The organism is Chitinibacter sp. GC72, from assembly GCF_009760905.1.
Taxonomy (GTDB): Bacteria; Pseudomonadota; Gammaproteobacteria; order Burkholderiales; family Chitinibacteraceae; genus Chitinibacter.
Map to the genome: position 1 here is coordinate 17606 of NZ_VIRW01000012.1, position 21151 is coordinate 38756.

Sequence of the window (21151 nt, forward strand, 5' to 3'; positions counted from 1 at the left end):
TAATTTCTAATATGGCTTGCAGGGCTATACCCGTCTGGATAAAACATGCCCACATTGATGATTCAAGGCTGCACGTCCGATGCAGGTAAATCGACTTTAACTGCGGCGCTGTGCCGTTTGCTGCTGCGGCGTGGCATCAAGGTAGCGCCATTTAAGCCGCAAAATATGGCGCTGAACTCGGCGGTAACCGAGGACGGTGGCGAGATTGGCCGGGCGCAGGCGGTGCAGGCGGTGGCGTGTGGTTTGGCTGCGCACACCGATATGAATCCGGTGCTGCTCAAACCATCAAGCGATTGCCGCGCGCAGGTGATTATTCAAGGCAAATCAATCGGCAATCTGGATGCGGTTGATTATCACGACTACAAAACGACAGCCAAACGCGCGGTGTTTGAGTCATGGGGCCGCTTGGCGGCGCAGTATGATTGGGTGATTGTCGAAGGTGCGGGCAGCCCAGCAGAAGTCAATTTACGCCAAGGCGATATTGCCAATATGGGCTTTGCCGAAGAGGCTGATTGCCCGGTGTGGTTGGTGGCCGATATTGATCGCGGCGGTGTGTTTGCCCATTTTGTCGGTACATTGGCCTGCTTGAGCGAATCTGAACAGGCGCGGATTCAGGGTTTTATCATCAATCGCTTTCGCGGCGATATTAGCCTGCTGCAGCCGGGCTGCGATTGGCTGGAAGAAAAAACCGGCAAGCCGGTGCTGGCGGTGGTGCCGTATTTGCATGGTCTGGAAATCGCTGCTGAAGATGCGCTGCCTAAAACGGTGGCGAATGCCGATGGCGAATTTCGCATCGTGATTGCGACGCTGCCGCATATTTCCAACCACACCGATTTCGACCCGCTGCGCCGCCTACCTAATGTGCGTTGCGAATTTGCCAACCCAAATCAGCCGCTGCCCGAATGCGATTTGCTGATTATTCCTGGCAGCAAGAACACGCTCGGCGATTTGGCGCATTTGCGCGCGCTGGGCTGGGACGTGCAAATCGCGCGGCATTTGCGTTTTGGCGGCAAAGTGATTGGCGTGTGCGGTGGGCTGCAAATTTTGGGCGAGACGATTGCCGACCCGCTAGGTATTGAGTCAGGAGCAATATCCGCAAAGGGGCTGGGGCATATACCCATTGCTACGGTGTTGGAAGCCGAAAAGCAGCTAATTAATGTGGCGGGGCAGATTATCGCCGATCAGGCGGCAATCAAAGGTTACGAAATCCACGTTGGTCGCTCGACTTGGTGTGATGCAGCGCAGCCCGAATGGCCGCGTTTTGTTGTGCTGGACGATGGCCGTTGTGACGGCTGGGTGTCTCCCGACGGGCAAGTGATTGCAACGTATTTGCACGGTTTGTTGGATGAACCAGCCGCTTTGCGCAGCATCTTGGCTTGGGCTGGTTGCGATTTGGCGGCGAACGAGTTGCCCGATGCCAGCGCTTTGCTGGAGAGCGAGATTGATCGCTTAGCTGACGCACTGGATGCCGCGCTGGATTGGGGAAAAGTGGCTCAGGCGGGCTTGGTTCAGATGTGATTCTATGGGTATAAGGCTGGGGTCTTTGTTGAAATTGATCCAGATCGGTATACTCTGCATAAATTACATTTCAAATTTGCATCAAACGCTGCTGTCCCCCTGTGTGCTTAACAGCGCTACGCAACGCTGGCTAAGGTAAGCTTGCAGCGCTTGCACCAGCGGGCTGATCTGGCGGCGATCGGCGCACAGCAGATTAAGCGGGGCGGCTTCTCCCTCCAAGTCGGGGCATAGGCGAATCAGGCGACCAGCCTGTAGATCTTCTGCGATATCCAATTGCGATTTGTAGGCAATCCCAAAACCAGCTACTGCCCAACGCCGCACCGCATCGCCATCGAGCGCAACCCGATCGCCGCTGACTTGAATCGAGACTTCCTGCCCCTGCGCGCTAAAGCGCCAACGGTCATATACATAGTCGCCTAGCATAAAACACAAGCAATTGTGCTGGGCCAGATCGCTCAATTGCTGCGGTGTGCCATGCCGTGCTAGGTAGGCGGGTGCGGCGCACAGAACTCGTCGATTGTCGCTGCAGATGGGCAACGCAATCATCGCCGAATCCGGCAGGCTGCCGTAGCGCAAGGCCAAATCGACCGATTCACGGAAAATATCAACCAGCCGGTCCGAAATCGCCACACGCAATTTGATTTTCGGGTATTGGCGTTGAAACTCATCCAGCCACGGCAGGATGACATTGCGCCCCAGATCGGACGGCAGCGAAATCTGCAATAAACCACTGAGCTGATTGCCAGCCTGCACGGCGCGACAGCCGTCTTGCAACATTTGTACGGCGGGCAGGCAATGCTGCAAAAACACTTCGCCGGCCTGGGTGAGCCGCAGGCTGCGGGTCGAGCGAATAAATAGCGCGGTATTGAGCTGAGCTTCTAGGCGCTTGATGGCAATGCTGGTGGCGGCAGGGCTTAAGTCGAGCAAGCGGGCGGCATCCGACAGGCTGCCGGTTTGGGCAGTATGGATAAAGATCTCGAATTCGCGCAGTAATTTCACAGCAGAGCCCTTGGTATTTTCAATAAATTGTTGAATATCTTTATCTAAATGGCAAGTTTATTAAATTTTTGTCGGCTGTAATAATGGCTTCACTGCAAAATTGATCTATCTCCAAGGGGTTTGACCATGTTTAACCAGCTATTTAGTGCCGCCAAATTAGTAGATTTGCCGCTCAAAAACCGGATGGTGATGGCGCCGATGACGCGTTGCCGCACCACTCAGCCGGGCGATATTCCCAACGCCTTGATGGCGGAGTATTACGCACAGCGTGCCAGCGCCGGCTTGATCATTAGTGAAGCAACGCAAATTTCGCGCCAAGGGCAGGGTTACAGCTTTACGCCGGGTATTTACAGCACGGCGCAAATCAATGGCTGGCGCTTGGTCACCGACGCCGTGCATGCGGCAGGGGGCAAGATCTTTTTGCAGCTGTGGCATGTGGGCCGGATGTCGCACGCTTCGTTTCATGCTGGTGAAGCGCCAGTGGCGCCATCGGCCATTTTGCCGCAAGCACAGGTGTGGGTCGCTGATGAGAATGGACAAGGCTCGATGCTCGATTGCCCGCTGCCGCGTGCGCTGGAAACCGCTGAAATTGCCGAAATCGTCGATGATTTTCGCCGTGGTGCGGCCAATGCGCTGGCTGCAGGATTCGATGGGGTGGAGATTCATGGTGCCAATGGCTATCTGATTGATCAATTTTTACGTACGACTTCCAATCAGCGCCAAGATCAATACGGTGGCAGTCGCGAAAACCGCGTGCGCTTCCTGCAGGAAATCACCGCCGCCGTGGTGGCAGAAGTCGGTGCCGAGCGTGTTGGTGTACGACTAGCGCCGTTTATTTCCGCCCGTGGCATGGATTGCCCCGACATTATTCCAACCATATTGCTGGCGGCTGAGCAGTTCAATCGCCTAGGGGTTGCCTATCTGCATTTATCCGAAGCCGATTGGGATGATGCACCAGTGGTACCGCTGTCATTTCGCCAGCAATTGCGTAATACCTTCAGTGGCGCATTGATTGTGGCGGGTGGCTACACGCCGGAAAAAGCTGAGTTGATTTTGAGCCAAAGTCTGGCTGATTTGGTGGCCTTTGGCCGCCCCTTTATTGCCAACCCCGATTATCCGCGCCGCGTCGCCACTGGGCTGCCTTTGGCGCAACTGGATGGTGCAACGTTATTTGGCGGCAATGCCAAAGGCTACACCGATTACGCCGCCGCGCTTTAATTTCATTTAACCCATTCATCGCACTGACCCACGGCCGCATGGCCGTGCGGTATGCGTATTGCCCAAAATTGAGGAGATCACGATGAAAACCGTTGCTTATCAAACTGCCCACGCACTGACTGCCGAGGTGGGTTTGCAAGATATCGATTTACCAGTACCGCGCCCAGAAGGCCGAGAACTATTGATCGAGGTACAAGCCGTATCGGTTAATCCGGTTGACACCAAAATCCGCAAAGGGGTCAACGCGCCAGACGGCGCATGGAAAGTGCTGGGCTGGGATGCTACCGGCGTGGTGACTGCTGTCGGGCCGCAGGCAAGCTTGTTTAAAGTGGGCGATCGGGTCTGGTACGCCGGTGACATTTCGCGCCAAGGCAGTAATGCGCAATACCAAACGGTGGATGAGCGGATTGTGGGCCGGATGCCGAGTAGTCTGGATTTCGCTGCCGCCGCCGCTTTGCCATTGACCGCGATTACCGCGTGGGAAATGCTGTTTGATCGCCTGCAAATTGCCCGCTCGACAACACCGAGCCAGCAGCAATTGCTAATTATTGGTGCGGCAGGCGGCGTTGGGTCGGTGATGATTCAATTGGCCCGCCAATTAACGGGCCTGACAATTATCGCCACCGCTTCACGGCCAGAAACGCAGCAATGGGTGCGAGATTTGGGGGCGCATCATGTGATTGATCACCGCCTGCCGCTTAGCGAAGAACTGCAGCGCATTGGCATCCAGCAGGTCACGCACATTGTTAGCCTCAACCAGACCGAACAGCATTTGCCGCAAATTCTGGAGAGCATCGCGCCGCAAGGTCATTTTGGTCTGATCGACGACCCACGGGTACTCGATGTGATGCCGTTCAAGCGTAAAAGCGTGGCGATCCACTGGGAGCTGATGTTCACCCGTGCGCTGTATCAAACTGCCGATATGATTGAGCAGCATCATTTGCTCAATGCTGTGGCCGATTTAATTGATCAGGGCGTGCTGCGCACCACGGTGAATGAGCAATTTGGCGTGATTAATGCAGAAAATCTTCGCCGCGCCCACGCACTACTCGAAAGTGGTCGCGCGCAAGGCAAGATAGTGCTGGCTGGGTTTTGAGTGCGAGTCGTAAGGATATTGACTTAGCTCCGCTGCTGCAGCAGCGGAGAAAACAAAACCCCATGATTTGCATAGGGTTTTTGTTCGAATGGCGTGAATTTAAACCGCCTGATCGTTTGTCTCGCCTGTACGAATCCGCACCACATGCTCAACCGGGCTGACGAAAATTTTGCCATCGCCAATCTTGCCAGTGTGCGCAGCCTTGATAATGCCTTCGATGGCTGCATCCACCTGCTCATCTGAGAGAACAACTTCGATTTTTACTTTGGGCAGGAAATCGACCACATATTCAGCGCCACGGTACAGCTCGGTATGACCTTTCTGGCGACCAAAACCTTTTACTTCAGTAACGGTCAGGCCAGAGATCCCCAGTTCGGACAAAGCCTCGCGAACTTCATCGAGTTTGAACGGTTTGATAATGGCTTCGATTTTTTTCATTGCATCTTCCTTGGCGTCGATAGGGGAAACATTAGGCCGCAGTATAGCGACGTCACGCCAGCCATGCCACGCCCGGCGTAATAATCCCTGCACAATGAAGCCGCTACGCAAATCACGGGAGAAAATCAGCTGTCCGCTATTGTGTTTTCGTCCGCTCTTGCGCATAATGCGCACCTACAAGATTTTCACGGCGCAACACAGGCAGTGAAATGATTGGAGTGCGAGCGTGGCGGAATTGGTAGACGCACTGGATTTAGGTTCCAGCGCCGTAAGGTGTGAGAGTTCGAGTCTCTCCGCTCGCACCAGCTAGAAAATAGTTGAGCTTAGAGAAAAGCCCCGAAAGTCCCGGTAATGCTGGATTTTCGGGGCTTTTTTCATGTCTGGATGCAATTGCTTGCTTTGGCTTTGACGCAAAATAAACCCAGCCGCTCGGCGCGGACTGGGTTTTGTCTATCGTGCGCAGAGCGCAGTGGCAACTGACTTACTTGGCTGCCATGGCGTCTTTCTGGCATTTATTTACAAAGCTGTTTTTGGCCGCGCCTGCGAGCTTTTTCTCTTTGGCTTTGGCTTCGCACTGATTGCTCACGCTGCTGGCTGCGGCGTCTTTCTCGCATTTTTTGATAAAGCTGTTTTTGGCGGCACCAGCGAGTTTTTTCTCTTTGGCCTGTCCTTCACACTGACTAGGCATGCTGGTCATGTCTTTTTCACATTTGGTCAAAAAGCTGTTCTTGGCCGCGCCAGAGAGTTTTTTCTCGGCCGCTTGTGATGCGCATACTTCGGTGGGTGAAGGGGCGGCAAGGGCGGAACCAATAGACAGGACGGTGAAGACGAGCAGTGCGAGCGATTTTTTCATGAGCAATTTCCACCTGGCTGGGATGTAAAGCGCCACTATAGCACCCGCTGCGAGCAAGCTTGGCAGATTTGACCGTGATTGTAGGCTGGATGCGACTGCTGGTTTCGGCCTGACAAACTGTGATGTTTGAAGCGATTCAATTGATGTGCTTGGCCGCTGATTTTTGCCGCATCGTTTGGGCTTGAAAGTGGGCTTTTTGCTGCCGGATTATCTGACTTGTTGCCAACAAAAACCTTCCGGTTTGGTCTTGGTGTCGCGATTCTTTTGTGTTAAATTCGCCATCTTTGGTTTGTATGGCTGTTGAGGCTGGATTGATGCGCGCTGCCACTGGCGTTTGCGCATAGCGCTGCTTAAGTGCACCGATTTGTGTGCCTGATTTGCAGTCAATCTGCAGCCCTTGCTGTCGAACGTTTTCAAATATAAGAAATATCCAAGTCTATTGCCGGGTGATCCCATCCGGAACACCTGTGAGGAATATCTGGTCATGCAAGCACAATTGGAAACTTTGAGCGCCCTTGAACGTCGCCTGTCAATTGCCGTTCCACGTGAAGAAATCAGCAAGCAAGTTGATGCACGTCTGAAACGTGTGGCTAAAACAGCCAAAATCGACGGTTTCCGTCCAGGTAAAGCGCCTTTGAAAGTGGTTTTCCAGAGCTACGGCTTCCGCATCCAGGAAGAAGTATTGGGTGAAACGGTAGAGCGCAGTTTCGGTGAAGCTGTAGTAGCGCAAAACCTGCAAGTAGCGGGCTACCCACGTTTCGAGCCAAAAGAAACTGCCGAAGGCGGTGACTTTGAATTTGCGGCCACGTTTGAAGTGTATCCAGAAGTGGTATTGGGCGATTTGACCGGCGTTGAGCTGCAAAAACCAACGCTGACTGTAGGCGACGCTGAAGTTGATCAAACCGTCAACATCCTGCGCAGCCAGCGTACCCGTTACGAGCGCGTAGAGCGCGCAGCCGCTGATGGCGATCGCGTGATTATCGATTTCAAAGGCTCGATTGACGGCGAAGTATTCGCTGGTGGTTCTTCAGAAAACTACGCTTTCCTGATCGGTAAAGGCCAGATGCTGCCAGACTTCGAAGCGGGTGTGGTTGGTATGAAAGAAGGTGAAACCAAAGACGTTACCGTTAACTTCCCAGCTGAATATCACGGTAAAGACGTTGCTGGTAAAACGGCCGTTTTCTCCATTACGGTGAAAAACGTAGCAGCTGCAATCTTGCCAGAAGTGGACGCAGAATTTGCGAAGAGCCTGGGCATTGCTGATGGCGATGTAGCAAAAATGCGCGCTGAAGTAAAAGCCAACTTGGAGCGTGAAGTGCGCTTCCGTTTGAAATCTCGCGTTAAAGAATCTGCTTTGACTGCCGTGATCGATGCGACGCCAATCGAGCTGCCAAAATCACTGGTTTCTATGGAAATTGGTCGTCTGGTTGAAGGCGCGCAAGGCGACTTGAAAGCACGTGGTATCGATCCAGCGACTGTACCGTTTAATCCGGCGTTGTTTGAAGCGCAAGCCAAGCGCCGCGTTCACTTGGGCCTGACTTTGTCTGAGCTGGTTAAAGCTGAAAAACTAGAAGCAACACCAGAGCAAGTGAAAGCCATCGTTGAAGATCTGGCACAAAACTACGAAGATCCGGCTGAAGTTGTGGCTTGGTACTACGCTAGTCCAGAGCGTCTGGCTGCACCAACCAATATGGCTTTGGAAGACAACGTGGTCGAGTTTGTGCTGTCAAAAGCAAAAGTAACAGAACAAGCTGTTGCCTTTGACGAATTGATGGGCCAGCAATAAGCTTAAGCTTTTAGTAATTCATTAAGGGGTGGAAATGTCTCGTATGGAATTTGATCCGCAAAATATTGGTTTGGTGCCGATGGTCGTTGAGCAAAGCGGCCGTGGCGAGCGTGCGTATGATATTTATTCACGCTTGCTCAAAGAGCGGGTGATTTTCCTGGTCGGACCAGTGAATGACCAAATGGCTAATTTGATCGTGGCGCAGTTGCTGTTCCTCGAGTCAGAAAATCCAGACAAGGACATTTCCCTCTATATCAATTCGCCAGGTGGTTCGGTCACGGCGGGGATGGCCATTTACGACACGATGAAATTCATCAAGCCGGATGTCTCAACGCTGTGCGTGGGGATGGCGGCGTCGATGGGGGCCTTCCTGTTGTCGGGTGGTACCAAGGGCAAGCGTTTTTCTCTGCCTAATTCGCGCATCATGATCCATCAGCCGCTAATTGGCGGTCTGCAAGGTCAGGCGTCGGACATTGAAATCCACGCACGTGAATTGCTGAAAACCAAGCGTACCCTCAATGAGTTGCTGGCCAATCACACAGGCCAAAGCCTGGAAACGATTGAACGTGATACCGACCGCGATAACTTCATGAATGCCGACGAAGCTCAAGCTTACGGCCTCGTGGATCAGGTTCTGGTATCGCGAGCTGCACTGGCCGGTTAAGCCCTCAGCCAGAATTAATCAGGCCGCCAGCTCCACTGGCGGCTTTTCTTTCTCTGCTTGTTTTGAAATTCGGAATGGCTGTTTATGTCTGATAAACCTAGCGATAAACTCCTGTATTGTTCATTTTGCGGCAAGAGCCAGCACGAGGTGCAAAAACTCATTGCCGGTCCGCAAGTATTTATTTGCAATGAATGTATTGAGTTGTGCACCGATGTAATTCGTGAAGAATCCGAACAAGTCGGCGAAATTAGCCCGCAAACCCCGGATGGCAAGCGTTTGCCCTTGCCGACGGAGATCCGCGATGTCCTCAATCAATACGTAGTTGGTCAGGAAAGAGCCAAAAAGATTCTGGCGGTGGCGGTGTATAACCACTACAAACGGCTGTCGACCAAAGGCCGTGGTGCTGATGGTGAAGTTGAGCTGGCCAAATCCAATATTTTGCTGATCGGCCCCACTGGCTCGGGTAAAACCTTGCTGGCGCAAACCATGGCCAAAACCCTGGATGTGCCATTTGTGATTGCCGATGCCACCACGCTGACTGAAGCGGGTTACGTGGGTGAAGACGTTGAGCACATCATCGCCAAGCTGTTGGCGCAGTGTGATTACGACGTTGAGAAAGCCCAGCGCGGCATCGTGTATCTTGATGAAGTCGATAAAATTGCCCGTAAATCGGAAAACCCGTCGATTACCCGCGATGTATCAGGCGAAGGCGTGCAGCAAGCCTTGCTCAAATTGATCGAAGGCACAGTCGCTTCGGTACCCCCGCACGGTGGCCGCAAACACCCGAATCAGGATATGCCCAAGGTTGATACGACCAATATTCTGTTTATCTGCGGTGGCGCATTTGAAGGTCTGGACAAGATTATCCGCAATCGCTCTGTTAAGGGTGGGATTGGTTTTGGCGCTGAGGTGAGCAGCAAGGACGAAAGCAAAACCATCGGTGCTTTATTGCATCAAGTTGAGCCTGATGATTTGATCCGCTTTGGTTTGATTCCCGAGTTTGTCGGTCGTTTACCGGTGGTGGCCACTTTGGCAGAGCTGGATGAAGCGGCGCTGATCTCGATTCTAACCGAGCCGAAAAACGCCTTGATCAAGCAGTACCAGAAACTGTTCGAGATGGAAGACGTCGAGCTGGAAATTGGTGCTGAAGCCTTGCTGGCGATTGCCAAGAAAGCCATGGAGCGCAAAACCGGTGCCCGTGGCTTGCGCTCTATCGTTGAGCAAACGCTGCTCGACACGATGTTTGAATTGCCTGCGATGGAAGGCATTGCCAAAGTCGTAGTGACGCCTGAAGTGATTGCCGGCAAGTCTCAGCCAGAGTATGTGCCTGTAGCCATTGAAAAGACTGCCGAGTAAGGCTATATCCCACGCCCAGCCATAATCGTTGATCGATTGTGGCTGGGCGTATGTTTTTTTGTGCAGCGATTGAATTAATCGCTGCTTGACCGCATATTGTCTCTATATCCTCGATCAGGTCATAACACAATGTCCGAACACTCATTACTACCCGCAGAATCAACCTCATTCCCCGTCCTGCCATTGCGCGATGTGGTTGTATTCCCGCATATGGTGATTCCATTGTTCGTGGGACGCCCCAAATCAATTAAAGCGCTGGAAGCGGCGATGGAATCGGGCAAGCACATCCTGCTGGTGGCGCAGAAAAATGCGGCCAAGGATGAGCCCAGCTTTGCCGATATTTACCCGATTGGCACGGTCGCGACAGTGCTGCAATTGCTGAAACTGCCCGATGGCACCGTCAAAGTGCTGGTTGAAGGCTTGCAACGCGCGGTGGTTGAAGAGTTGCTGGACGACGACGGTTTTTACCGTGTCACGGCAACACCGCAAGCGCCAGCGCCGGAAGACAGCAATGAAACCGAAGCCATGCGCCGCACGTTGCTGGCACAGTTTGATCAGTATGTGAAACTGAATAAAAAAATCCCGCCAGAAATTTTGTCCTCACTGGCCGGAATTGAAACTGCAGGCCGCCTGGCTGATACCGTGGCAGCCCACTTGCCGCTCAAACTCGAGCAAAAGCAGTCCGTACTGGAAATGGAAGATGTTGCTGCGCGGATGGATCATCTGCTCAAGCAGCTCGAATCCGAGCTCGATATCTTGCAAGTGGAAAAACGCATCCGTGGCCGTGTGAAACGCCAGATGGAAAAAAGCCAGCGCGAGTATTATCTGAACGAGCAGGTGAAAGCCATCCAGAAAGAGCTGGGCGAACTCGATGAAAACGCCGATCTGGACGAGCTGGAAAAACGCATCAAAACTGCCGGCATGAGCAAAGAGGCGCGCGAAAAAACCGAAGGCGAATTGAAAAAGCTGCGCATGATGTCACCGATGTCGGCCGAAGCGACGGTGGTGCGTAACTATATCGACACCATTCTGGCGCTGCCATGGAAGAAGAAAACCAAGATCAGCAAAGATCTGGCCGAAGCCGATACGGTGCTCGATGCCGATCACTACGGCTTGGAAAAGGTCAAAGAGCGCATTGTTGAGTACCTTGCAGTACAAACTCGCGTTGAAAAACTCAAAGGCCCGATTTTGTGCCTGGTAGGCCCACCAGGGGTGGGCAAAACCTCATTGGGCGAGTCGATCGCTCGTGCGACAAACCGCAAATTCGTTCGTATGGCCTTGGGTGGCGTGCGTGATGAAGCGGAGATTCGTGGTCACCGCCGCACTTATATCGGCTCGATGCCGGGCAAAATTTTGCAAAGCATGACCAAGGTCGGTGTGAAAAATCCGCTGTTCCTGCTCGATGAAGTTGATAAATTGGGTAGCGATTTCCGTGGCGATCCGTCATCGGCTTTGCTCGAAGTGCTCGATCCAGAGCAAAATCATTCGTTTAGCGACCATTACCTCGAAGTTGATTACGATTTGTCAGATGTGATGTTTGTCGCGACGGCCAACTCACTGAATATCCCCGCACCATTATTGGACCGGATGGAGATCATTCGTCTGTCGGGTTACACCGAAGACGAAAAAGTCAATATTGCGCTCAAATACTTGGTTCCCAAGCAGATGAAGAACAATGGTGTGGCTGAGGGCGAATTGCAGATTGCCGATACCGCCGTACGAGACATTATCCGCTACTACACCCGAGAAGCGGGTGTGCGTAGCCTTGATCGCGAAATCGCCAAGCTGTGCCGCAAAGTGGTCAAAGCTTTGCTGCTGAAGCCATCGGATAAGAAAGTGGTGATCAATGCGAAGAATCTGGATAAATATCTGGGAGTTCATCGCTATGACTTTGGTGTTGCCGAGCAGAAAAACCAAATAGGTCAGGTGACTGGCTTGGCGTGGACCGAAGTGGGCGGCGAGTTGCTGACGATCGAGACGGTTAAATTGCCGGGCAAAGGCAAAATGATCCAAACCGGTAAGCTCGGAGATGTGATGCAAGAGTCGATCCAGGCTGCTCTGTCGGTGGTGCGCTCGCGTGCGGTGAGCCTAGGGATCGATCCCGAGTTCTACCAGAAAAACGATATGCATATCCACTTGCCTGAAGGTGCGACGCCAAAAGACGGTCCATCGGCGGGTATTGGCATAGCCACGGCGCTAACATCGGTGTTGACGGGTATACCCGTCCGCTGCGATGTGGCAATGACCGGTGAAATTACCCTGCGTGGAGAAGTCTTACCGATTGGTGGCTTGAAAGAAAAACTACTGGCTGCGCATCGTGGTGGTATCAAGCAAGTACTGATACCGGAAGGAAACGTCAAAGACTTGATCGAAATACCGGAAAATGTGAAGCGAGGCCTTGCTATTCATCCGGTCAAGTGGTTTGATGAGGTGTTGGCCTACGCGCTTGAACGCATGCCAGTTGCAACACCTGCCGACACCCCGGCAGATGAAGCCATTGCCGGGACAAACGTTGATACAAACCAACACAGTCTCAAGCATTAATTGACACTTATTTTGCGGTCTTGATATAAACATCAAGCAATGCACCAACCAGATTCATCTAATCAAAATAGAAAGGGGATGTAAGTGAATAAATCGGAACTCATCGATGCAATCGCTGAATCAGCAGGTCTGTCTAAAGCTGCTGCTGGCAAAGCGCTGGATGCAACCGTAGAAGCGATCTCCAACGCGCTTAAAAGCGGTCAGGAAGTGACGCTGGTTGGTTTTGGTTCTTTCTACGTTTCAGAACGTGAAGAGCGCACTGGCCGTAACCCACGCACTGGCGAGTCAATCAAGATCGCTGCTGCTAAACAGCCAAAATTCCGCGCTGGTAAATCGTTGAAAGACGCAGTTCAATAATTGAATTGTCGAGTTAGGTCAGCGCAGAATCGCTGCTGATCTGCTCTTTGGAGTGGTAGTTCAGTTGGTTAGAATACCGGCCTGTCACGCCGGGGGTCGCGGGTTCGAGTCCCGTCCACTCCGCCAAAACCTTAAGGGCAAACGTCATTGTTTGCCCTTTTGTTTTATGCGCAGAATATTGCTTCTCTTACAGACATAAGTCATGCAATCTGGCATGATAACGCGCACACAAAGCAGGAGTTCGTCGTTCATGTTTGATTTTGTACACAATAATAAAACCGCTGTTCAGGTAATTCTGGGTCTGATTTCTGTCGGTCTCGTTGTCGGTATTGGCTTTAGTGGCTATGAAGCGATGGGTCAGGGCGACGACTATCTGGCTAAAGTGGGCAAGTCGCGGATCACAGAGCGTGAGCTGGCGCAGGCAATTGGCAATCAGGCTGTGCCAGATGAAATGAAGCCGATGGTAATCGAACAACTGGTTCGTCAACAGCTGCTGCAGGAAAAAGCCCGCGAGCTGCGCCTTGCAGTACCTGATGCTGTATTGCGCGACGCTATTGCGGCCATCCCTGCATTTCAGGTTGATGGCAAATTTGATGCCAAGCGGTATCAGGAAATGCTGGCTTCACAGCAAATGTCTCCTACTCAGTTTGAAGAGAAAGTTAAGCAAGACCTGATTTTGCGCCAGCTGATGGATGGTGTGATGCAGACTGGTTTTGTGTCAAATTCACAGATGCAGCGTCTTAATACCCTGATGGGTGAGAAACGCGAAGTTTCTTCTGCGGTGCTGTCTCCAGAACTGTATCTCTCCCAAGTGACTGTGAGCGATGCTGAAATCAAGCAATACTACAATGCTAATCAGGCACAGTTTAAATCGCCTGACCGGGCAAAGCTTGAATATGTCACTTTCTCGCAGGCAGATCTGGCTGCCCAGCAAGTGGTGAGCGATGCGGAAATCCAGAAATACTTTGACGAGCATAAAGCTGATATTGCCAAAGAAGAGCGCAAAGTCAGCCACATCTTGCTCAATGCAGCCAAAGATCTGAAAGCCGAAGAAAAAGCCAAAGTGCGTGCGCAGGCTGAACAGATTCTGGCCGAAGTGAAGAAAAATCCGGCGCAATTTGCCGCGCTGGCCAAGGCTAAGTCACAAGACCCAGGCTCTGCAGCCAATGGTGGTGATCTGGGCTTTTTCGCCAAGGGCGCTATGGTCAAGCCTTTTGAAGATGCTGCTTTTAAAATGAGCAAAGGCCAGATTAGTGAGATTGTTGAAACCGATTTTGGTTTTCACATCCTGAAACTTGATGATATCAAGGGTGCCAATTTTGACGATCTGAAGCCTCAAATCGAACAGCAATTGAAACTCGAAAAAGCCCAGGCAGCATTTCAGTCGCAATCAGAAAAATTCAGCGAAATCGTCTACCAGCAGGCTGATAGTTTAAAGCCGGTGGCAGATGCGCTGAAATTGAAGATCGAACAAAGTGGCTGGGTGACCCGCACTGCTGCTCAGGAGCCTCAGCTTAATAATCCTAAATTGCTTGAAGCAGCGTTTACTGATGATGTGCTAAAGAAAAAACACAATTCAGAGGCCATTGAAGTAGGTCGTGGCCAACTGGTTTCTGTGCGTGTGCTGGCCTTCCAGCCTACCCAGACACAGCCATTGGCCGATGTCTCGGCAGGTATTGTGAGCAAACTCAAGCAGGAAAAAGCCCTCAAGCTGGCCGCTACTGATGGTGAGGCCAAGCTTAAAGCACTTAACTCGGGTGCTCAAGTGGCGCTAGCATGGGGTGAGACACAGGCCTTGAGCCGTATTGCTGCTCCTGAAGTGGCCGAGAGTGATCTGAAAGCCATTTTCAAGGCTGATACCAGCAAACAGCAGGCCTATGTGGGCGCTAATGTAGCTGGCAAGGGTTATGTGATTTACAAAGTAGGCAAAACCATTCCGGCGCCTACGCTGAGTGCCGAGAATAAATTCAAGATGGATGAAAATTTGTCCAGAATGTATGGTCAGGTTGAATTGTCGGCTTATCTGGATGCCATCAAGAAAGACATCAAAGTGCAGTACAGCAAGCAATTGGCCAAAAAGGCTGAGTGATCGCTTCCCAAATAATAAAACCGGCTTTGAGCCGGTTTTATTATTTGGGTGCCCAGTCCGGGCTGGCCTGCCTTAAATAGGCATCCAGACCTGCTTGGGCTTCTTCGTGTGATCGTATGTGGGCCATGCGGTGCGCGGTGTCCGATAGCATGGCGTCATCAATTGGGCGGTGCTCAACCGAGGTGATAAAGCGTTTGGCTGCGGTTAGCGCGTGCGGGCTATTGTGCAAAATCGTACGAACCCAGTGTGCAACCTGTTCGCTCACTGCCTCATCACTGGCGGGGCATTCATGAATCAGGCCCAGGCCTTGTGCGGCCGCGGGGCTAAAACGCTCCGTGCTTAGAAAATAGCGCCGCGCGGCACTGCTGCCCATTTTATTGATAACATAAGGGCCAAACACTGCAGGGATCAGCCCCAGCCGGGTGTCGGGGATGCAAAACCAGCTTTCTGGCGAGCAGACCGCCATATCGCAGCAGGAGATCAGCCCAATACCCATGCCAATCGCTGGCCCGTTAATATGGGCGATAGTTGGAATGGGCAGGCGATCCAGCGTGCGTAGCAGGCGGGCAATGTGCAGTGCATCTTCAAAATTATGGTCTGGCCCGGCCTGGCTGCCTTTGAGCATCCACTGATGATCGGTGCCAGCGCAGAAAAAACGGCCGGTGCCAGTTAAAACCAGTACCCGGGCATCCGGGTTCTGACTGATGGCGGCCAGTGTGGCCGTTAGCTCGGCCACCATGATTTCATTGATTGCATTACATACTTCGGGGCGAACAAGCCGGAGGGTAACGACGCCTGTGCTGCTCATTTGACAGTCGATCGTATCACTCATTGCCCGGCTCCTTGACGTGGTTTTCATGCGTTTTTGTTGCACTGCACCTATGGTTTAGTGCAAAAACAAACGCTTAGCCAGCGTAAAATGAATTCCTGAACTGATTGCCTGATCCAAGTTTAAGAAAGGTTGGAACTGGGTGGCGATAAGGCGTAAAATCCACCGCCTTATTGGCTGAACAATAAGACTCTCGGAGAGACTGGCATGCATGATCTCACACCCCTTCATCATCCGTCGCAGGACTCGCGCAATATTGCGGTGCTGGTCTATTTACTCACGATTTTCTTTAGTTTCATTCCCGGGCTTGTCATCTATGTATTGAAAAAAGATGACGAGTTTATGTTTGATGCGGGCAAGGAATCACTGAACTGGTCGATTACCCTGATGCTGGTCAGCTTGGTCTTGGGTTGGATACCTATCCTGGGTTGGTTGTTGGTGCTGGTGCTCTGGTTCTGCAATGTTATTTGCAGTGTGCTGGGGGCTTTGAACGCCAGTAAAGGCATGTATTACCGTTATCCATTTGCTTTGCGTCTGATTGCTTGATGAAGTATTTCTTTTTGCTGGTTTGCTGCTTTGCCACCAGCCATTTTGCTTTGGCCGCTTCGACCCCTTTGGGTAAGTCTGGTCTGAAGGGGCAATACTTTGCGCCTGATCGTTCGCAGGCGCCCGCTGTCATCCTGATGCATGGTTGTGGTGGTTTATATGCGCGTGATCAGCAATTGGCCATTCGCTACGCGCGTATGAGTAGCCAGCTGCAGGAGCTCGACTTTGGCGTGCTGCTGCTCGATGATGCTGTGCGGCGCAAGCAACCATGCGCACTGCAGAGCATCAAGCAGCAGAAAGCTGAAATGCGGCGCAAAGCAAACAATTTGCAGCGTGCCGTGAAATGGCTGAAGCAGCGGCGCGAAATTGACCCCAACCGGATCGCTGTGGTCGGTTGGGATAGCGGAGCGAGCGCTGCGCTGGCGTTGCTGGGCCGCAAAAATCCGGGCCTGCGCTCGGCGGCGGTGTTTTATCCCAATTGCCGACTTTTGCTGGGCGCTGATTTTCGTGTTGCTGCACCTACTTTGTTATTGACCGGGCAGCAGGATGGCTTGACGCCCATTGAGCAATGCACGGAGCTGAGTATGGTGTCAGGGCAGAGTCTGTTTCATCTGGTCAGCTACCCGCAGGCGCGGCATGATTTTGATCTGATGCTCGATAATCTGGAGCACGAGGCCTTGAATCTGCCTGCCAACCATCTGGCACTGGAAGACATTGCCGATCCCGAGGCCGCTCAGGATGCGTGGCGACGCACTTATAAATGGCTGTCACGCTGGTTTGACCCTGCGCGCAGTATCGAAGGCGTGCCACCGCGCACGTTTCAGGCTAATCAGTAATCAGCCGTAGATCGTCATTGGCTACTCACGGCTTACCCAAGCGCAGCCAATCTCTGCATTGTGATCTCTCTAGATTAATGCGGGCATTCGCGCGCTAGCCGCCCAGACCGTGGCAGCACGGCTGCGCAATTTATTGTGCTGATTCAATAGTGCTGCGGCAGAAATGCATTAAAATGGCGGCTTGAATTCAGGAGCGAATACACAATGAGCAATACCGACTATTCAGCGATTTTGTCTGGCACACAAGGTGTCAGCATCAAATCATCGGCTGATTGTTTTACCCATACTGGTGAAGGCCTGCCCGTGGTGGTGGTTGAGAATGCGCTCGGGTCGGCCATTTTTACGCTGCAGGGTGCTCATTTGCTGTCATTTGTCCCTGCTGCCGGGGAAGAGATTTTGTGGTTATCGCCACTGGCCCATTTTGAGCCGGGCAAGGCGGTGCGCGGTGGTATTCCACTGTGTCTGCCATGGTTTGGCGGCCATCCGGATGGCCTGCAGTCACATGGTTTTGCACGCACCAGCGACTGGGTTTTGGAGCAAGTGAGCAATCAAGCTGATGGCACAACCTTGCTGATCGCCAGCCTGAGCAGTAACGCCAGCACATTGGCAATGTGGCCTCATGAATTCCGTTTTGAGCTGCAGATTGAAGTTGGCCGTGAGCTGAAGCTCACCTTGAATGTCGACAATCTAAGCAATACCCCCGCCCCGTTTACCTACGCATTCCATACCTACTTTGCGGTTGTTGACTATACCCTGTGCCCGATTCAGGGGCTGGAAAACTTGACCTACGTGGATACGATCGGTGAAATCACCCGCCGTTATCAGGCTGAAACGCTGCAATTATCGGGCGCCACCGACCGTGTGTATCTTGATGTGCCTGAGCTGCAAACCATTATTGATGGCGTACGCCAAATTAAAATCAGTAGCTCGGCACATAGTGCGATTGTCTGGAACCCGGGCGATCATGCCGACAAAATGCAGGATGTTCTTGAACATCGTCAGCAATTTGTCTGTGTTGAGCGTGGGGATGTCTTTGATAATGCGCTCACGATTGCACCTCACTCGCGCTTTAGCGCGGTGATGACGCTGTCCGAAGTGCGTTAAGCGGCTTTTTTCGATCATTGATAGTTAAAAACGCCCGCATGTTCGGGCGTTTTTTTTGGATGCATAACGATGAAATACCGTGATTTGCGCGATTTTATGTCGCAACTTGAAGCTCAGGGCGAGCTGAAACGAATTCAAACTCCGGTGTCGGCCAAGCTGGAGATGACCGAATTATGTGACCGTATCTTGCGCAATGCAGGGCCTGCTGTGCTGTTCGAGAACGTACCCGGCTACAGTATGCCGGTGCTGGGCAATCTATTCGGCACACCGCGCCGCGTGGCACTTGGCATGGGCGCGCAGGACGTATCGGCACTGCGCGAAATCGGCCAGACGCTGGCTTATCTGAAAGAGCCTGAGCCACCGAAAGGCTTTCGCGATGCGTGGGAAAAGCTGCCACTCTTGAAGCAAGTGCTCAATATGGCGCCCAAAGAAGTGCGCAAAGGCATCTGTCAGGAAGTGGTGATTGAAGGCCCGGATGTGGATTTGGGCGCAATTCCGATCCAGCACTGCTGGCCCGGTGATATTGCGCCGCTGATTACCTGGGGTTTGGTCGTCACACGCGGGCCGAATAAAAAACGTCAGAATCTGGGGATTTATCGCCAGCAGGTCATTGGCAAAAATCAGGTGATTATGCGCTGGCTGGCGCACCGCGGCGGCGCGCTCGATTTTCGTGAGCACGCAAAGCAAAATCCGGGCAAACCGTATCCGGTCGCCGTGGTGCTCGGTTGCGATCCGGCGACCATCCTCGGCGCGGTTACACCGGTACCCGATACGTTGTCTGAGTATCAGTTTGCCGGCTTGCTGCGTGGTAGTAAGACCGAGCTGGTGCAATGTATCGGCTCTGATCTACAAGTGCCGGCCACAGCTGAAATCGTGCTCGAAGGGGTACTCAAACCGTGCGAAACCGGCTACGTTGGCGTTTCCGGGCAAGGCGTACCGATGAAAGAGGTCGGCGGCTTTTTGCACGCTTTAGAAGGCCCGTACGGCGACCACACTGGCTACTACAACGAGCAGGACTGGTTTCCTGTCTTTGAAGTCGAGCGCATCACCACGCGGCCCGACCCGATTTATCACAGCACTTACACGGGTAAACCACCAGATGAACCGGCGATTCTGGGCGTGGCGCTCAATGAAGTCTTCGTGCCGATTTTGCAAAAGCAGTTTCCGGAAATCGTCGACTTTTATCTGCCACCCGAAGGTTGCAGCTACCGGATGGCGATTGTGTCGATTAAAAAGCAATATCCGGGCCATGCCAAACGGGTGATGTTTGGTGTCTGGTCCTTCCTGCGCCAGTTCATGTACACCAAGTACATCGTGATCGTCGACGACGATGTGGATTGCCGCGACTGGAAAGAAGTGATCTGGGCGATAACCACGCGAATGGACCCGGTGCGCGATACCACTTTGGTCGAGCACACGCCGATTGATTATCTTGATTTTGCCAGCCCGATTTCGGGCCTGGGTGGCAAAATGGGCTTGGATGCGACCAATAAAATGCCGGGCGAAACCAGCCGCGAATGGGGCAGGGTGATCGCACGTGATCCGGCTGCCGTGGCGCGGATTGACGCAATCTGGCAGGAATTGAACTTGTAAAAGAGTTTAGTCTATCCTGAACTACTGTCGCTTAAAGAATTGGGAAAGCCCATGCTGCCATTGAATCGAGAATTTGAATTCACCCATGCCGACTTTGAAAAAGTCCGGACCATGATTTACAACTACGCGGGCATCGCTTTATCCGAATCCAAGCACGATATGGTCTACGGGCGTTTGGCCAAACGCCTGCGCGCGCTCAATCTGAAAACGTTTCAGCAGTATCTGCACGTGCTGGAGCGGGGCGACCCGAAAGAATTCGAGTTGTTTACCAACTCGATGACGACCAACCTCACCTCGTTTTTCCGTGAAGCACATCATTTCGACATTCTGGCGCGTTACCTTAAAGAGCAGCGCTGTGCCACATTCAGCATCTGGTGTTCGGCCGCCAGTACCGGTGAAGAGCCTTACTCGCTGGCCATCACGGCCTGCGAGGCCTTTGATTCACTGCGTCCACCGGTCAAGATTATTGCGACTGATCTGGATACCAATGTGCTGGAAAAGGGCCGTCTGGGTATTTATCCGGCCGAAGAAGTCAAAAAAATGTCGCCACAGCGCGTCTCGCGCTTTTTCAATGTCCAGCCCGATGGCCGTTACCAGCTCAAACAAGAGCTGCGCGATATGATTACTTTCCGGCGGCTAAACCTGATTGAGCCCAACTGGTCGGTGCGTGGGCCATTTGATGCCATATTCTGTCGCAATGTGATGATTTATTTCGACAAGGAAACGCAGTACAAAATCTTGCAGCGTTTTGCCCCGCTGATGAAGCCCGAGGGCCTGCTCTACGTCGGGCATTCGGAAAATCTTTATCATGCAGCCGAGTTTTTCAAATTGCAGGGCAAAACGGTCTACGAGCTGGCCAAGCCTGCAGGCTTGCGTTGATGGAGCCGCGCGTCAGCTTTATTACGCTGGGTGTGGCCGATCTGGCGGTTTCGCTGGCGTTTTACCGCGATACGCTGGGTCTGGTGCCTCATCAGGTGCTGGATGAAGTGGTGTTTTTCAATTTTGGCGCGATGCGTCTGGCGCTGTTTCCCCGCCAGCTATTAGCGGCCGATGCGGGTGTGCCAGAGGCGGGCAGCGGTTTTCGCGGGATAGCACTGGCGCATAATGTACGCAGCCCAGCTGAAGTGGATGAACTGCTCGCGATTGCTGCCCATGGTGGTGGCCAGCTGATCAAGCCGGGGCAAGCAGTGTATTGGGGCGGGTATGCGGGTTATTTTGCCGACCCGGATGGGCATTTATGGGAAGTGGCCTGGAATCCTCAGTTTCCACTGGATTAGCTTTTGTTAGGGTATGTGCCTGTAGGTTAATTGCTGTATCGGCTGCAG

The 21151-nt window shown here is 52.6% G+C and carries 19 protein-coding genes and 2 tRNA genes; 17 read left to right on the forward strand and 4 right to left on the reverse strand.

What is annotated here, in order from left to right; translation table 11 throughout:
• Positions 1-45 precede the first annotated feature (45 nt).
• Entirely contained in the window at positions 46-1518 is a 1473-nt protein-coding gene (locus FLS37_RS10945) for a cobyric acid synthase (protein WP_157669969.1), read from the forward strand.
• An 81-nt stretch (positions 1519-1599) separates the two neighbouring features.
• On the opposite strand, the gene FLS37_RS10950 is transcribed toward FLS37_RS10945, so the two are convergent.
• The gene (locus tag FLS37_RS10950) at positions 1600-2517 is read right to left on the reverse strand and encodes a LysR family transcriptional regulator (RefSeq protein WP_157669970.1); all 918 of its coding nucleotides are present in this window, start codon (positions 2515-2517) and stop codon (positions 1600-1602) included.
• A gap of 126 nt (positions 2518-2643) precedes the next feature.
• Here FLS37_RS10950 and FLS37_RS10955 point away from each other — a divergent pair, with 126 nt between their 5' ends.
• Positions 2644-3735, forward strand: a complete 1092-nt coding sequence (locus FLS37_RS10955) for an alkene reductase (protein WP_157669971.1) — start codon at positions 2644-2646, stop codon at positions 3733-3735.
• 82 nt (positions 3736-3817) lie between these two features.
• The gene (locus FLS37_RS10960; RefSeq protein WP_157669972.1) at positions 3818-4831 is read left to right on the forward strand and encodes a zinc-binding alcohol dehydrogenase family protein; all 1014 of its coding nucleotides are present in this window, start codon (positions 3818-3820) and stop codon (positions 4829-4831) included.
• Between the two features lie 99 nt (positions 4832-4930).
• Here FLS37_RS10960 and FLS37_RS10965 read toward each other — a convergent pair whose 3' ends face one another.
• Positions 4931-5269 (reverse strand): P-II family nitrogen regulator, encoded by a 339-nt coding sequence (locus FLS37_RS10965; protein WP_157670031.1) that lies wholly within the window; start codon positions 5267-5269, stop codon positions 4931-4933.
• A 220-nt stretch (positions 5270-5489) separates the two neighbouring features.
• Here FLS37_RS10965 and FLS37_RS10970 point away from each other — a divergent pair.
• A tRNA-Leu gene (locus tag FLS37_RS10970) sits at positions 5490-5574 on the forward strand.
• Positions 5575-5750: 176 nt separating this feature from the next.
• On the opposite strand, the gene FLS37_RS10975 is transcribed toward FLS37_RS10970, so the two are convergent.
• Positions 5751-6122 carry a hypothetical protein gene (locus FLS37_RS10975; protein ID WP_157669973.1) on the reverse strand — a complete coding sequence of 124 codons (372 nt, stop codon included), beginning with the start codon at positions 6120-6122 and terminating at the stop codon, positions 5751-5753.
• A gap of 484 nt (positions 6123-6606) precedes the next feature.
• Here FLS37_RS10975 and tig point away from each other — a divergent pair, with 484 nt between their 5' ends.
• The 7 genes from tig (at position 6607) to FLS37_RS11010 (ending at position 14918) form a co-directional block, all read left to right on the forward strand.
• Positions 6607-7908, forward strand: a complete 1302-nt coding sequence (gene tig / locus FLS37_RS10980; RefSeq protein WP_157669974.1) for a trigger factor — start codon at positions 6607-6609, stop codon at positions 7906-7908.
• Positions 7909-7942: 34 nt separating this feature from the next.
• Positions 7943-8572, forward strand: coding sequence for an ATP-dependent Clp endopeptidase proteolytic subunit ClpP (gene clpP, locus FLS37_RS10985; RefSeq protein WP_157669975.1), 630 nt, complete (start codon positions 7943-7945; stop codon positions 8570-8572).
• Positions 8573-8656: 84 nt separating this feature from the next.
• Positions 8657-9928 (forward strand): ATP-dependent Clp protease ATP-binding subunit ClpX, encoded by a 1272-nt coding sequence (gene clpX, locus FLS37_RS10990; protein ID WP_157669976.1) that lies wholly within the window; start codon positions 8657-8659, stop codon positions 9926-9928.
• Between the two features lie 129 nt (positions 9929-10057).
• Positions 10058-12472 carry an endopeptidase La gene (gene lon / locus FLS37_RS10995; protein ID WP_157669977.1) on the forward strand — a complete coding sequence of 805 codons (2415 nt, stop codon included), beginning with the start codon at positions 10058-10060 and terminating at the stop codon, positions 12470-12472.
• An 84-nt stretch (positions 12473-12556) separates the two neighbouring features.
• Positions 12557-12829, forward strand: a complete 273-nt coding sequence (locus FLS37_RS11000) for an HU family DNA-binding protein (protein ID WP_028448819.1) — start codon at positions 12557-12559, stop codon at positions 12827-12829.
• A gap of 49 nt (positions 12830-12878) precedes the next feature.
• Positions 12879-12955, forward strand: a tRNA-Asp gene (locus FLS37_RS11005).
• Positions 12956-13079: 124 nt separating this feature from the next.
• Complete coding sequence (locus tag FLS37_RS11010; protein WP_198314588.1) at positions 13080-14918, forward strand: SurA N-terminal domain-containing protein; 1839 nt, start codon at positions 13080-13082, stop codon at positions 14916-14918.
• Between the two features lie 40 nt (positions 14919-14958).
• Here the strand turns inward: FLS37_RS11010 and FLS37_RS11015 are convergent, their stop codons facing one another.
• Positions 14959-15750, reverse strand: coding sequence for an enoyl-CoA hydratase-related protein (locus FLS37_RS11015; protein WP_157669979.1), 792 nt, complete (start codon positions 15748-15750; stop codon positions 14959-14961).
• Between the two features lie 204 nt (positions 15751-15954).
• Here FLS37_RS11015 and FLS37_RS11020 point away from each other — a divergent pair, with 204 nt between their 5' ends.
• The 6 genes from FLS37_RS11020 (at position 15955) to FLS37_RS11045 (ending at position 21103) form a co-directional block, all read left to right on the forward strand.
• Positions 15955-16293, forward strand: coding sequence for a DUF4870 domain-containing protein (locus FLS37_RS11020; RefSeq protein ID WP_157669980.1), 339 nt, complete (start codon positions 15955-15957; stop codon positions 16291-16293).
• A complete protein-coding gene (locus FLS37_RS11025) occupies positions 16293-17129 on the forward strand; it encodes a dienelactone hydrolase family protein (protein WP_157669981.1) in 837 nt (278 codons plus the stop codon). The genes FLS37_RS11020 and FLS37_RS11025 overlap by 1 nt, the downstream gene beginning before the upstream one ends.
• A gap of 204 nt (positions 17130-17333) precedes the next feature.
• Positions 17334-18233, forward strand: coding sequence for a D-hexose-6-phosphate mutarotase (locus FLS37_RS11030; protein WP_157669982.1), 900 nt, complete (start codon positions 17334-17336; stop codon positions 18231-18233).
• Between the two features lie 69 nt (positions 18234-18302).
• A complete protein-coding gene (ubiD, locus tag FLS37_RS11035; protein WP_157669983.1) occupies positions 18303-19826 on the forward strand; it encodes a 4-hydroxy-3-polyprenylbenzoate decarboxylase in 1524 nt (507 codons plus the stop codon).
• Between the two features lie 51 nt (positions 19827-19877).
• A complete protein-coding gene (locus FLS37_RS11040; RefSeq protein ID WP_157669984.1) occupies positions 19878-20705 on the forward strand; it encodes a CheR family methyltransferase in 828 nt (275 codons plus the stop codon).
• Complete coding sequence (locus tag FLS37_RS11045) at positions 20705-21103, forward strand: VOC family protein (RefSeq protein ID WP_157669985.1); 399 nt, start codon at positions 20705-20707, stop codon at positions 21101-21103. The genes FLS37_RS11040 and FLS37_RS11045 overlap by 1 nt, the downstream gene beginning before the upstream one ends.
• Positions 21104-21151 lie beyond the last annotated feature (48 nt).

Excerpts from the sequence above, each read along its gene's own strand:
- FLS37_RS10960 (WP_157669972.1), top strand. The coding sequence starts at position 3,818 with ATGAAAACCGTTGCTTATCAAACTGCCCACGCACTGACTGCCGAGGTG.
- FLS37_RS11040 (WP_157669984.1), top strand. The coding sequence starts at position 19,878 with ATGCTGCCATTGAATCGAGAATTTGAATTCACCCATGCCGACTTTGAA.
- FLS37_RS10965 (WP_157670031.1), bottom strand. The coding sequence starts at position 5,269 with ATGAAAAAAATCGAAGCCATTATCAAACCGTTCAAACTCGATGAAGTT.
- FLS37_RS11010 (WP_198314588.1), top strand. The coding sequence starts at position 13,080 with ATGTTTGATTTTGTACACAATAATAAAACCGCTGTTCAGGTAATTCTG.
- FLS37_RS10975 (WP_157669973.1), bottom strand. The coding sequence starts at position 6,122 with ATGAAAAAATCGCTCGCACTGCTCGTCTTCACCGTCCTGTCTATTGGT.
- tig (WP_157669974.1), top strand. The coding sequence starts at position 6,607 with ATGCAAGCACAATTGGAAACTTTGAGCGCCCTTGAACGTCGCCTGTCA.
- clpX (WP_157669976.1), top strand. The coding sequence starts at position 8,657 with ATGTCTGATAAACCTAGCGATAAACTCCTGTATTGTTCATTTTGCGGC.
- FLS37_RS11045 (WP_157669985.1), top strand. The coding sequence starts at position 20,705 with ATGGAGCCGCGCGTCAGCTTTATTACGCTGGGTGTGGCCGATCTGGCG.
- ubiD (WP_157669983.1), top strand. The coding sequence starts at position 18,303 with ATGAAATACCGTGATTTGCGCGATTTTATGTCGCAACTTGAAGCTCAG.
- FLS37_RS10955 (WP_157669971.1), top strand. The coding sequence starts at position 2,644 with ATGTTTAACCAGCTATTTAGTGCCGCCAAATTAGTAGATTTGCCGCTC.
- FLS37_RS10945 (WP_157669969.1), top strand. The coding sequence starts at position 46 with ATGCCCACATTGATGATTCAAGGCTGCACGTCCGATGCAGGTAAATCG.
- FLS37_RS11030 (WP_157669982.1), top strand. The coding sequence starts at position 17,334 with ATGAGCAATACCGACTATTCAGCGATTTTGTCTGGCACACAAGGTGTC.
- FLS37_RS11025 (WP_157669981.1), top strand. The coding sequence starts at position 16,293 with ATGAAGTATTTCTTTTTGCTGGTTTGCTGCTTTGCCACCAGCCATTTT.
- clpP (WP_157669975.1), top strand. The coding sequence starts at position 7,943 with ATGTCTCGTATGGAATTTGATCCGCAAAATATTGGTTTGGTGCCGATG.
- FLS37_RS11020 (WP_157669980.1), top strand. The coding sequence starts at position 15,955 with ATGCATGATCTCACACCCCTTCATCATCCGTCGCAGGACTCGCGCAAT.
- lon (WP_157669977.1), top strand. The coding sequence starts at position 10,058 with ATGTCCGAACACTCATTACTACCCGCAGAATCAACCTCATTCCCCGTC.
- FLS37_RS11015 (WP_157669979.1), bottom strand. The coding sequence starts at position 15,750 with ATGAGTGATACGATCGACTGTCAAATGAGCAGCACAGGCGTCGTTACC.